Below are 12,801 nucleotides of genomic sequence, written 5' to 3' on the forward strand. Positions count from 1 at the left end.
ATATGATGCTTCTGGTTTTACAAGTTTTACCTTAGAAGCTTTTAATCTGATTGATCGACCTTGAATTTCTGCGCTAAACTAAATTTATTGGGATAATCTCTGGCGGTAGATTCAATTCACCATCTATCTTCATCACTTCAGTTATAATGCCTTCAGAGCCTAATAAATCACTCGAAATCCAGGATATCATCGGACTCAAAGCGCAACACTTCGCAGACTTAATTAGAACTGCACAGTTGGTTTTTGATCCTGCTGCGGGACTTTCTGGAAGAAATGTAGAAATTGACTGGGAAAACTTTGGTATTCCTGTTGATGTAGCGGATAATCTCAAAGAACTTGGTCAAGAATATCAGTATTCTTCTCCTCACCTTCCGCCTGAAGTCGTGTGGAGTAAGTTAACCACCGAAACTCGTATTTGGTTCATTGAAAATAAAAATAGTTTGTGGCGGTTTGAAGAACTTTTCCCTGCGCTTGACGAAGACTAAAAAGCTGAATAAATTTCAGCAATACATTTTGAAAGTAGGATGCAAAATTATTGTATCCTATTTTCTATTTTTGCTATTTTATAGCCTTTCCCACTCTAGTTAGATACAAAATTACCCCTCCCCAACCCTCCCCTTGGTAAGGGGAGGGTGCGCGACAGCGCGGGTGGGGTGTATTTCATGAGCTTGGGAATTGCTATAATTAAATGCTCTATAGTATAGAAACTTGTAAGGTTAATGTTGATGATTTTTAAATCTCAACCCGGAATAGAGCTAAAAGTGATGGAATTAAGTACTAACTAATCTTTGACAAAAGATGCGTATGAAAATTTCTGCTGTTAGACTTTTACTAACTTCTTTTTGGTTGATATTTGGCTTCTTGGCTACAAATTTACAAAAAATTAATAGCGTTTTAGCAGAAGCGCCCCTAGAAACTTCTCAGTTAATTAATAGTCAAAAAATTACTGTCAATAAATCTGAGTTTGGGGTCAGAATAGTTGATGCTAAGGGTAAAGTTAATTTTTTTCCCACCACTAAAGTACCACTCAAAAAAGGTGATGCCTATGGTTGGCAGATTAAACTTAAAAATTACCGGGGTAAAGTAAAATGGCGTGAAGTTTTGCGTTTACCCAAAGCACCAGAAACATGGGCTACACAAGAAGATGATAATTTTTCTATCTCCGTAGATGGAACAACAGCTATCACAAAACGTACACAAATTTCTAGCAATGGTGTAATTGAAAATTTTTGGAAAATAGCTCCAGGAGATCCTCTTGGTAAACATAAAATAGAGGTTTATGTTGATGAGCATCTTATTGCAGCTTTTGAGTTTGAAACGGTAGAGTTTTAGCCAACGAAAACAGGTAAAAAACCTATATAAAAAAGAAGTCTGAGTTGTAGAATTTATTCAGACTTCTTTTAATTTTCAGGTTTTTATTCTTCTAATTCAATTTCTTCCTCTTCCTCTTCTTCATCTCCATGTAATTTAGAAACAGCAGAGTTAGCCGAAACTATAGCCCCTTTATCTAGTTTTTCTAGCACCAGTTCTTTAATTTTCTCAGCAAATTCCTGCTTTTCTTCTAAATACTTGATAGCGTTGTCTCGACCTTGGGAAATGTTGTCGCCATTGTAGCTGTACCAAGCACCTTTACGTAATAAAATGCCAGTTTCTTCTGCTAGGTCAACTAAGCAACCTAATGTAGAAACTCCCTTGCCAAAAATAATGTCAAATTCGGCGATTCTAAAAGGTGGTGCTACTTTGTTTTTAGCAACTTTAACTTTAACGCGATTACCAAATTCATCTGTACCTTTTTTCAAGGTTTGAATACGGCGAATATCTAAACGTACCGAGGCGTAAAATTTCAGGGCGTTACCGCCAGTTGTGGTTTCTGGGCTACCGTAAGTAACACCAATTTTTTGCCGTAACTGGTTGATAAAAATGACTGTGCAACCTGATTTACCAATATTTCCGGTAATTTTTCGTAAAGCTTGGCTCATTAAACGAGCTTGTAAACCAACGTGGATATCGCCCATATCGCCTTCTATTTCGGCGCGGGGGACTAATGCGGCTACGGAGTCAATAACGACAATATCAACTGCGGCTGAACGCACAAGTTGATCAACAATTTCTAAACCGGCTTCACCTGTGTCAGGTTGGGAAACGAGTAAATTATTAATATCTACGCCTAATGCGGCGGCGTAGGTGGGGTCTAGGGCGTGTTCGGCATCAACAAAGGCTGCGATACCACCTTCTTTCTGCACTTCTGCGATCGCATGGAGTGCTACTGTAGTTTTACCAGAACTTTCTGGCCCATAAATCTCAATTACCCGCCCTTTGGGTAAACCACCACCCAAGGCTAAATCCAAAGTCAGCGCCCCGGTGGAAATAGTCTCCACACGCATCCGGGTAGCATCACCCAAGCGCATGATTGCCCCTTTGCCAAAACTGCGCTCAATTTGGTTGAGTACCATAGTCAGCGCTTTTTGCTTGCCAGAAGTATCGGTGTTGGTATTGGTGTTGGTTGCCATTAGAGCCTCTAAATATAGAATTTAAGAATTCTTGCGGTGGGAGTTTAAGTAGAACAGATATACTATCTTAACCGAAAAATGTGGGAATAGTATTTTTAATGCCAAAAGGCTGAGAACATCCTAACGCGATCGCTATCCGATTAGGTCTTGGCACTCCAAAATTGAGAAAAAACGTTATTCTTTCTGCGTCAAAAAGATACACGCACCAGCTACTAAGAACGCCAATGCACCATTAATCGCAGCTATTACAGGCGTAATTCCTGGAGCAAATATAAACCCAAATATACTCATCGCCAAAGAGAACCCACCAAAATATATACCAATTCCTAACCCAGCCCAACGCTGCGGCACTAGCTCTAAAATAAAAGGAATTGCACCATTGACAATTAAACTAAATCCAGATACTATAAAAAATATAGTGGGAATCTGTGCGCCCATATATACTAATCCCAGCATTGCTACAACAGTCGCCACGATACCAGAGAGCATTGCTTGAATATTGCCAATTTTAGTAGCAAAGAATCCCGCAGGTAAAGCCACAAGTGCGATCGCTAATCCAATCCCCAACATGAATAAACTAATATCATTAGTGTTGAATTGGGTTTTGAGAACTTTGCCTAAAGCATCCATAAGTAAGCGAGAACCCCACGCTACACTAAATCCGGTTCCTAGAATTAAGCTTAATTTTTGAATCAGTATGATTGATATTTCAGCTTTTTCTTGAGTTACTGGAATTTCTGGGGGGTTAAAAAAGCGTAACGCAAAGGCAGCAGCCAAGAGAACAAAAGATGCGATCGTAAAAGCAAAAATCGGACTTAGACTGAGAATAAAGTTATTAGCAATTCCCCTAAAAGCCCCAACTATTCCCCCCGCTAGAGTTACAAAACTGACAGCTAAAGGTAACTCAGATGGAACTGCATATCTTCCCAACAAAGAAATAGCAGGAGAACGAAAAACCGTCATTGCTAAAGCCCAAGCTATCAAAACCAAAGGTAAAATGCCGCGTATCACCTCAATTGGTGGCACAAAAGTCACAATACATGGTATAGCAATAAACAAAGCCGATGCTAAAATCACACCAACAGCAATAAAAGGAAAACGACTTCCTATTTTGAATTTAGCTTGATCCGAGAGTCCCCCCATCAGTGGTTCCATCACCACAGCCAAGGCATTTTCTACAACTAATATCCCAACTGCGAAAGACGCGGGAAACCCAAACTGAATCAAAAGTTTAGGCAAATAGGCATTATATACCAACCAAGCTAAAGTAATAGCTCCCTGCAAGCCTGCTAAAGCCCAAACTTGTACCCATAAGACACTTGGTGGAGATTTCGAGGTATTCATAATTTTGATATAGGGGAGAAAAGGTCACAGGTGACAGTATTTTATCTTTCCCTGTTCCCTGTTCCCTATTCTCTGTTATTTAATACTGAGGAACCGAAGAATCTACTTCTTGACTCCAAGCATTAATACCACCCTTAACATTCGTTCCCGCAATACCTGCTTCTTTCAGAATACCCAGGGCTTTAGCCGAACGTCCGCCCATTTTACAATGAGCAATTAAGCGGTGTCCATTGAGAATTTCTTTCACCTTAGCCACACCTTCACCGTTTTCAATATCTGGTAAGGGTATCAAAACCGAACCGGGAATTTTGGCAATTTCATACTCATGAGGGTTACGGACATCTAGCAGGACAAAATCTTTCGCACCACTATCTAGTAACGCCTTCAATTCCTGAACAGTCATTTCTTGCATTTCCATCTGCTGTTTCGCTTCTTCTGCTTGTGCTTGAGGAATACCACAGAATTGTTCGTAATCTATTAACTTTTCAATTACTGGACGAATGGGGTTAGGACGCAGTTTCAATTCCCGGAATTTCATATCCAAGGCATTGTAAAGCACCAACCTACCACTGAGAGTGTTACCGTTACCAAGAATAATTTTGACGGTTTCCGTAGCTTGAATAATCCCAATCATTCCCGGTAAAATTCCCAACACACCACCTTCTGCACAAGAGGGAACCATTCCTGGTGGTGGTGGTTCTGGATACAAGTCACGATAGTTGGGGCCACCTTCGTAATTAAATACGGTTGCTTGTCCTTCAAAGCGGAAAATTGACCCGTAAACGTTGGGTTTATCCAATAATACGCAAGCGTCGTTAACTAAATACCGGGTGGGGAAGTTGTCAGTTCCATCCACTACGATATCGTAAGGCTTAATGATATCAAGGGCATTTTCTGAACTCAAGCGAGTCTCATATAAATCAACTTGACAATGGGGGTTGATTTCATGAATACGGTTTTTTGCTGATTCGATTTTGGGTTTACCCACCCAGGATGTGCCGTGAATTACTTGGCGTTGTAGGTTAGAAGTATCAACAATATCGAAATCAACAATACCAATGCGGCCAATACCTGCTGCGGCCAGATATAACAGCAGTGGTGAACCTAGTCCACCCGTACCGATACATAATACACTAGCCGCCTTGAGGCGTTTTTGCCCCTCTATCCCCACTTCTGGCAAAATTAAGTGGCGAGAGTAGCGTTCATAGTCGTCTTTAGTCAACTGGATTTCATCCAGATTGGGATTGAGCATAGCAGTTAGATGAGTCAGCGCGGAGTATTAATACTAACGAAAAAAGATAGTCGTTGTTAAGTTAGGTTGTTAAATTTATTGGTAATAGGTGATTGTTGTCAAGACTTTAGCAAGATAAATTTACCGATGTTAATATTTTGGATGTAACTATTATATACGAGTATTTTGCCTAAGGATATTGAGATATGTAAGCGATCGCTCACAATATATGAGTTTATAGTAACAGTTTTACTAATTTGCTATCATTAAATATAACCAGTATTTTTATATGTTGTATAATTTTAATCATGCCTATATATAATCTATCTCCAACTTACGATGGTCTCAAAAAGGTTCGATATTTATTTATTGATGGTGGTTGTCTAGAATCACTTCTAGCAACGCTATCTAAAGATTTTTTTGGAGAAATTAAAATAGAAATTGACTATCAAACATTAGGAAAAGGCTTTACTAAAGTCTTCTATTATGATTGTTTACCTGCCCAAAAATCAGAAGAGAATCAAGAGAATTACAACAATCGAGTTCAACCCAAAATTGATCTATTTAACCACCTGAAGTCATTGGATGGATTTCATGTTTATGAAGGAACTGCTCGATTTAGAGATAAAAAAAGAGGACAAGAACAAAAGCAAGTTGATATTATGATCGCTGTAGATATGCTAACGCATTCCTTTCGGCAAAATATGCACGAAGCAACTTTATTAACGGGTGATCTAGATTTTAAACCTCTTATTGATGCTCTTGTACAAGAAGGAATGTATATATCATTATGGTATCCACAGGGTAGAACAAATGATGAGTTAGTTCATTCTGCTGATTCTAAAAAAGCCATCACAGTTGATATAGTTAAAGAATGGTTTACGACTGATTTCCGAGAAAAAGTTAAAATTTCTAATTAGAAGAATTACGGGAAGATCCGGATTCATGAATCAATACAGTATGATTGTTCAATGGTCAGACGAGGATCAGCTTTTCTTAGTTACAATTCCCGAATTTAGCCATCTTGTGATTATGCCTTGTACTCACGGTAAAACTCGTGAAGAAGCAATTAAAAATGGGGAAGAAGTAATCGAAATGTACCTAGAAGCTTGGGAAGCAGAAGGTGAATCTATCCCTGAGCCTAACACACTGCAAATTGTATCTTAATTATCCCTGTTTATCCTACCTTCTGCACCCTAAACTTTATTAAATAAACAATTCCACCTATGGGGATAGAAAGCACGAATGAAATTATCAATATCAGAATAAATTCACCCATTTATTTTAGGACTTACGCAAGTGTCACACCAAACACCTATTTTATGGTGCGTCAAATATCAAATATCTGTTTATTTGCAGGATTTGTCAGGTCTGACGCACCCTACCAATATGCCAGTTGCGTAAGTCCTGTATTTTACTTTTGATCAGAAGTTAAATTATATTTTACAGCGTCCAATCTTCGATTTTGAGTCCTGGAATTTGAGTAAAATCTTTTTGATTACGGGTAACAACTGTAGCACCAATAGATAAAGCGATAGCTCCAATCCGAATATCTTTTTGGAGACGATTTTTTCGTAGGGGTGGATTATCTTTTAATAATTGTTTGAGACAATGATCCGCTTCTGGTGTAAAGTCCAATATTTCCATAGTTTGGAGATATTTTACAGTAGTCCAAAATTTTGAATAGAGTTGAGGAAGATTATTTATTTGGGAAGGATCGTTAATCCTGTTAACCCAACCATTAAATAGTTCTTGAACAGTTATAATTGTTATCGCTACCTGATGTTGTGCTGTGTTAGCAATCAGTTGGGGATGATTTATAAAGAATTAGTGAAACACAATCTGTATCGAGAATATATAAATCAACCATCTCCAACTTCTATAGGTAATAGGAAGAATCAATTTCTGAGTCATCATCTGTAGTGCGTTCTGCACGAATTGATTCTGTAATGGCTGTAAAATCTATATCATCTTGAAAGATACCGGCAAATTTCATCCAAGCTGGTTCTGATATTTGAAGTGGTACTTGCCATGAAATCGCTTCTATATTTTTTAATCGTTCTAAAAATGTGGCTTGAATTTGAGCAATAGCAGATTCTCTTGTTTCTGCTTGTACTCGACAGTCGGGAAATTCTTTAATAGATGCGGCAATTTGTCCAGATGTGAGTGGTTCTATCAGAAGTGTGACTTTAAGGTTACTAAATACGTCAGATTGTGGTTGCTCTAGGTTGATCATGTTAATTTGGGAATGATTCAACTATAAGGTGATTGTAACACTCATGATGCGATCGCCTAATTTGAAATTCAGAAAAATTAAGAGCGATCGCTTCCTTGACAGGTAAAATAAATGTAATCAAAAAAAAGAGGTCATTACTGACCCCTGACAAAATCGAAATAAAATAATATCTGATTTATAGGAATTAAGATAAACCAGCATTAGTACCTTGCTTACCAGTTGCCAATTCTACCTTAACAATTGTGCCACCCATTTTTTGAATCCGTTGTTGTTCACGGAACCAATTTTCATAAGGAACTAGCTTAGTGAAGTATGTGTTTTGTAATTCGCGTTGGGTGCGAGTACGAGTTAGGCTAGGAACACAAGCGGTAATTTTAAATAAACGAGCCATATTTTTCAAATCTCCTGTATCGTTTGCAGAAACTTTTTATCTCAAAATTTGGAGTGCAAATCTTAAATTATTCTTTCCAAGGCTGGAAATCAAACGTCAATACCAGACAGTTAATACTCACAATTAATAAGCAATAGAACTTTCTAGCACTCACAATTGATTTCCAGACCTTAATAAAGCCGCACCTAAATTATTAAGTGCAAACCTAACTCCTAGCTCAAGCCAGAGGAGATATAGTCGAAGTAAACGCCCATTTCTTTACCAGCGTCAGGACCAACCAAACTAGCGGTTACTTCCTTCATTGCTTGGATAGCTTGAACGGTAGCGCCTACGGGTACACCCAAGGAATTGTAGGTTTCTTTCAAACCATTCAATACACGCTCGTCAAGGATGGAAGGATCGCCAGCCAACATAGCGTAGGTAGAGTAACGCAAGTAGTAATCCAAGTCACGGATACAAGCTGCGTAACGACGGGTGGTGTACATATTACCACCGGGACGGGTGATATCAGAGTACAACAAGGACTTAGCTACAGCTTCTTTTACGATCGCAGCAGCATTAGCGCTGATGGTTGTCGCTGCACGAACGCGCAGTTCACCAGTAGCGAAGTAGCCTTTTAGCTTTTCTAGAGCAGCGGTGTCAAGGTATTTACCTTGAACGTCAGAAGAATTAATTACAGAGGTAATTGCGTCTTGCATTGTTGTTATTTCCTTATTTCTAAATTGCAATATTTCAGTTTCAGCAGGTAAACAGCTTCAACCTACTGCATTGCACCAACAACGTAGTCGAAGTAAGAACCAGCTTCACTAGAGTCTTCAGCAGACAACAAAGTAGCAGCAACGTTCTTCATAGCGGCAACGCCACCAGCAACAGCATCAATGGGAGTACCCAAAGATTTGTACATTTCACGTACACCAACGATACCGATTTCTTCGATGGGGGTAACATCACCAGAAACGATTCCGTAGGTAACAAGACGCAAGTAGTAGTCAAGGTCACGCAGGCAAGTAGCTGTCATTTCTTGACCGTAAGCGTTACCACCGGGGGAAACAACATCAGGACGTTTTTGGAACAGTTGGTCGCCAGCTTGCTTAACAATGCGTTCGCGGTTTTCGGTCAATACTTGAGCGATGCGAAGACGGCTTGCACCACCAGCAACAAAGCTCTTGATGCGATCTAATTCACCGGGGCTGAGGTAGCGAGCTTCTGCATCAGCATTCACGATAGCTTTCGTGACGATACTCATTAATGGATTCCTCCAAAACTAATGAAACCAGAATTTAATTAAACTGCGGACATTGCCTAGCTCTACAGAGACGGAGATTCTTGCTTTACGGGGAGTCCGATGACTTTACCCACTTCTAGCGAGTATTTACCGTGTGTCTTAAAAGCAGGTATGACTTCAGTTGGTCGATAATAGCTTTGCATCTCAAATACATTGCTAGTCAGATTGACTGAATGCAATTAAATAAGGTGGAAAACTCACTTACCTTCCGGAAAACATTGTCCGGCATTATGTTGAGCATTTATTACTGCTCTTAACACTTTGTAATATTAATTTTCAGATTTGCTCTTTTTGTGAGGGTCTGAAAATGGGTAAAAGGCAATAAGCAAAGGGCAAGAGGTGGAAATTAAATTTTTCCCATTACCTATTACCCATCACCTATTACCAATTACCTACCTGTTACTAGGACGGCCTGTTAAAACAGCAGGAGACAGACTAGACCAGGATTGTTTCACCAAGTCAGTTTCTGCCTGTACACTACCCAGGTAGTTACCTGCTGGTAAAGATGGGTAGCGATTGTAAGGTACAACATCTTCACCAAAGTACCGAGCATACTCAGGGCTATTCACCATTGCTTCTACAGCCGCTCTCAAGCCACTATCAGCCAGCAACTTGTTGTACTGACGGATTTCGCCTTGTGTAGCTGGTGCGCGACCCAATAGGTGACGGAATAGGAATTCAATCACCTTGGTGTTGGGATAGGGTGTGTAGAACCGCTTGCGATAGATTTCTGAACTAGCTAGTTCGAGAACAAATTCACGCACGGTAATTTCACCGTTACGCAGTTTGCTATCTAATTCACTGCGACGGAAATAATCAGGAACTTGACCGCTAAATACGTCCATGACCTGACAGTAAATAGCATTAATGACCTGATTGGTTTCTGGGGAATTTGTACCAGTGGTAGCGCGGTAAATGCGGGCTGGTTTGCGGCGACTTGTACCCACACCAACTTCTACAGACTGACCACGACCGTCATTGAATGAACGACCCAACTCAATGAACAAGGGCTTACTCTTGTCCATTTGTTTAGCTTGAGCCGCCAAATCTGCGATCGCATTCGCTAACATTGGCGTATTCTCAGTCTTAATCCGAGGCTTCACAGTTTCAAAGCTAGGTACAACCAAATCATCATTTTGCTTGGTTAGCTGGTTGTAAAGCTTCTCCGTATTGGGGAAGTTAGCCGCTGGTAAGGTTGGGAAACGACGATAAGGAACAGTATCCTCACCAAACACCTGCCGATACTCAGCACTATCCACCATCTCGCTAATAAAGGCACGAATACCTTGAGTAGCTAAAATCTGGTTATATTTACGGATTTCCGCCTGATTAACAGGGGCGCGACCCAAGAAATGCTTAGTACCCAACTCAATTACTTTCGTGTTGGGGTAAGGTGTGTAGAACTCCTTCAAGTACAGGTTAGAATAACCCAAACCTTGAATAAATTCCTTAACAGTAATTTCACCGTTTACCAACTTACTTTCTAAAACCGTAAATTCGTTCTTAGAAATATAAGGCGCAATATCGCGTTCAAAAATCTGACGGTAAGCACCGCTAATCACGGTTTCAGCAGCAACCTTGTCATTCTTAACCGCTGTTAGCTTGAAGACCTTCGTTTGCTCACGTTGCTTGCTAACACCTTGGTTCATGCGGAACTCAATATCTGGCTCAGTCCGCATTTCTGTGACTTCACCCAATTCCACAAAACGAGGAGTTACTTCCTTCTCAACATTCGCCAAATCCTCACGAATTGTACCCACGCGCAATTGACGCAAAGACACACCCGCAGGAGTTAGATAGCGTTCGTAAGGAACTGTATCTTCACCGAAAGCTTCACTATATTCAACGGTATCAATAATGGCATCTACCAAGGCATAGAAACCTTTCTTGGCGCAGATGTCAAAATACTTGTTGTTTTCTTGACGACCGTAGGTAGGACGACCAAGCAAGCGACGGTGAATATACTCAACCGCTTTACAAACATAAAGCGAAGTCCAGTACATCTTGCGGAATAAATCCGACTTAGCCAACATCCGCACAAACTCGCGGACAGTAATGTCACCATTTTCCAGCTTAATTTCTGCAAGTTTGAGGCGTTGACCTTCGTAAACATCACGACCAAAAACTTGTAGATAAGTAGCTTTAATTACCGCTTGGGTAGAACTTTCTGAGAACTTAACACTTGCACCCTTAGCAGCTTTTTTGCCAATAGTTCCAGGAAGTTGGTCTAATTTGAACACCTTAGCACCCAAACTACTAGGAGCTACACCCCGTGCTTTAGGATTGCTAAGTTGGTTATTAATACCAGGCCCTTGGTGAATCAAAATCCGGCGGGTATCCTTACCAAAAGGCGCAGGACTGCTGCTGGGGTTGCGAGTTTCTTTCGGGAAAATCGCCCCAAACTGAATTTCCAAGGGGTCATTACCAGAACCGTAAGGATGTTGGTCAGGTAACGGCTGTTCGTAAGCAGCAAAGGTAGTGATGAATTGAGGAACTTTACGGAAAGGCGCACTGTAGTTAAATAGGTCTTGCTGTGGTCCCCAGTTACGACACTCTTGGGCTTCTTGACCCAGACCCCGAATGTAGGGGACTGTTTCTTCACCAAAGTAATCGCTGTATTCATCAGAGTCTACCAAGGCATTTACTAAAGCTGGTAAACCACCTTTGGAAACAATGGAAAAGTATTTTTGCACTTCTTCCCGGCTGCTTGGCCCCCGTCCTAAAATGTGACGGAAAGCTAATTCAATTACCCGGCTGTTAATAAAAGGCTGATAAAACTGTTTTTGGTAAAGGGGAGATTTGGCTAAACGACGAACAAACTCCTTCATAGAGATATCGCCATTTTTGACCTTAGATTCCAAATCAGATATCGACAAGCTATAAGCACGGGTAATATCGCGCTCAAAAATTTGACGGTATGCTGCTTTGATCACTTCTGTCTTTTCACTAGAAGACAAACCAGGCTTCATCGCGTATTTAGGACGACGTTCTGCTGCATTAAAATAAATTTGCGGCAGTTGTAAACCTTGTTGGTCGCTTGAAGGACGTTGACGGACTTTTGTGGAAGGTGTGGGTGCTTGGAATTCTGTCAGCAACACATCCATGTACTGAGTCACAATCTCCGTCGCCACAGGATCTTTGCGGAAGTAAGACAGGGAAGCTGCTTTAATCTCCTGCAAAGCGACGATGGTTGCTTCACCAGAACAGGCATTTTCAATAATTTCCCGTAACCCTCTGGTATTCACAGAGATGATATTGGGGTCGCCAGCGACAATCGCATAGGTAGCATAACGCAAGAACCAGGATAAATCCCGTAAGCTCTTGCCCATGTTGCTAGGGCCGTAACGAGCAACGTTAATTGGTCTAAAGCCGGCTGGTACAGGTCCCCCAGCAGATGTGTTAAAAATTGAGCGCAAGTTTTCTAGAAACCCGCCACGACTTTCAACGTAGGTGACAGTTCCTAGCATCATGCCCTCTTGGACATTACTACCACCACCAGCCATTGCCATTTCTCGCTCTTGGGGCTTTTCTAAAAAAGCCATTGGCGAACCGCCGACAAAAATCCGGTTAGCAGCACGAGATACAATAATCTCAGAATTCTCTGTGAGAATCTGGGCAATTTCTAAACGCTTTGCACCAGATGCAAAATAACTTCCCAGTTCACTAAGTTCCCCTTTTCCCAAAAAGCGGTCTTGTTGTTCCGCTTGGGAAATGGTAGCTACTGGTAAGGTTTGATATAGTTGCGGACGCGCAACGGAGCTTCCACCACTTGCCTTAACACTCATTGGATTTCTAAAACTCCTA

The 12,801-nt window shown here is 40.8% G+C and carries 13 protein-coding genes; 4 read left to right on the forward strand and 9 right to left on the reverse strand.

What is annotated here, in order from left to right; all coding sequences use genetic code 11:
• Nucleotides 1-146: 146 nt before the first annotated feature.
• A complete protein-coding gene (locus tag ACOWPH_RS02635; RefSeq protein ID WP_015213867.1) occupies nt 147-485 on the forward strand; it encodes a hypothetical protein in 339 nt (112 codons plus the stop codon).
• A 319-nt stretch (nt 486-804) separates the two neighbouring features.
• Nucleotides 805-1,332, forward strand: a complete 528-nt coding sequence (locus tag ACOWPH_RS02640; RefSeq protein WP_042464772.1) for a hypothetical protein — start codon at nt 805-807, stop codon at nt 1,330-1,332.
• Between the two features lie 83 nt (nt 1,333-1,415).
• Here ACOWPH_RS02640 and recA read toward each other — a convergent pair whose 3' ends face one another.
• From recA to moeB, 3 genes are all read right to left on the reverse strand, one after another.
• On the reverse strand, nt 1,416-2,510 hold the full coding sequence (gene recA / locus ACOWPH_RS02645; RefSeq protein WP_015213869.1) for a recombinase RecA: 1,095 nt from the start codon (nt 2,508-2,510) through the stop codon (nt 1,416-1,418).
• Between the two features lie 174 nt (nt 2,511-2,684).
• A complete protein-coding gene (locus ACOWPH_RS02650) occupies nt 2,685-3,854 on the reverse strand; it encodes an MFS transporter (protein WP_015213870.1) in 1,170 nt (389 codons plus the stop codon).
• A 79-nt stretch (nt 3,855-3,933) separates the two neighbouring features.
• Nucleotides 3,934-5,106, reverse strand: coding sequence for a molybdopterin-synthase adenylyltransferase MoeB (gene moeB, locus ACOWPH_RS02655; RefSeq protein WP_015213871.1), 1,173 nt, complete (start codon nt 5,104-5,106; stop codon nt 3,934-3,936).
• Nucleotides 5,107-5,393: 287 nt separating this feature from the next.
• Here moeB and ACOWPH_RS02660 point away from each other — a divergent pair, with 287 nt between their 5' ends.
• The gene (locus ACOWPH_RS02660) at nt 5,394-6,005 is read left to right on the forward strand and encodes an NYN domain-containing protein (RefSeq protein ID WP_015213872.1); all 612 of its coding nucleotides are present in this window, start codon (nt 5,394-5,396) and stop codon (nt 6,003-6,005) included.
• 25 nt (nt 6,006-6,030) lie between these two features.
• On the forward strand, nt 6,031-6,252 hold the full coding sequence (locus ACOWPH_RS02665) for a type II toxin-antitoxin system HicB family antitoxin (RefSeq protein ID WP_015213873.1): 222 nt from the start codon (nt 6,031-6,033) through the stop codon (nt 6,250-6,252).
• Nucleotides 6,253-6,528: 276 nt separating this feature from the next.
• On the opposite strand, the gene ACOWPH_RS02670 is transcribed toward ACOWPH_RS02665, so the two are convergent.
• The 6 genes from ACOWPH_RS02670 to ACOWPH_RS02695 all read right to left on the reverse strand — a co-directional run bounded on the left by ACOWPH_RS02670 (nt 6,529) and on the right by ACOWPH_RS02695 (nt 12,782).
• The gene (locus ACOWPH_RS02670; RefSeq protein WP_242043198.1) at nt 6,529-6,732 is read right to left on the reverse strand and encodes a type II toxin-antitoxin system VapC family toxin; all 204 of its coding nucleotides are present in this window, start codon (nt 6,730-6,732) and stop codon (nt 6,529-6,531) included.
• A 232-nt stretch (nt 6,733-6,964) separates the two neighbouring features.
• Nucleotides 6,965-7,321 (reverse strand): hypothetical protein, encoded by a 357-nt coding sequence (locus ACOWPH_RS02675; RefSeq protein WP_015213874.1) that lies wholly within the window; start codon nt 7,319-7,321, stop codon nt 6,965-6,967.
• A gap of 184 nt (nt 7,322-7,505) precedes the next feature.
• Entirely contained in the window at nt 7,506-7,712 is a 207-nt protein-coding gene (locus tag ACOWPH_RS02680) for a phycobilisome linker polypeptide (RefSeq protein WP_015213875.1), read from the reverse strand.
• Between the two features lie 212 nt (nt 7,713-7,924).
• Nucleotides 7,925-8,410, reverse strand: coding sequence for an allophycocyanin subunit beta (gene apcB, locus ACOWPH_RS02685; RefSeq protein ID WP_015213876.1), 486 nt, complete (start codon nt 8,408-8,410; stop codon nt 7,925-7,927).
• A gap of 62 nt (nt 8,411-8,472) precedes the next feature.
• Nucleotides 8,473-8,958, reverse strand: a complete 486-nt coding sequence (gene apcA, locus ACOWPH_RS02690) for an allophycocyanin subunit alpha (RefSeq protein ID WP_015213877.1) — start codon at nt 8,956-8,958, stop codon at nt 8,473-8,475.
• Between the two features lie 431 nt (nt 8,959-9,389).
• Entirely contained in the window at nt 9,390-12,782 is a 3,393-nt protein-coding gene (locus ACOWPH_RS02695) for a phycobilisome rod-core linker polypeptide (protein ID WP_015213878.1), read from the reverse strand.
• Between the last annotated feature and the right edge of the window lie 19 nt (nt 12,783-12,801).

This window comes from Anabaena sp. PCC 7938, from assembly GCF_049315035.1.
Classification (GTDB): Bacteria; Cyanobacteriota; Cyanobacteriia; order Cyanobacteriales; family Nostocaceae; genus Anabaena; species Anabaena cylindrica.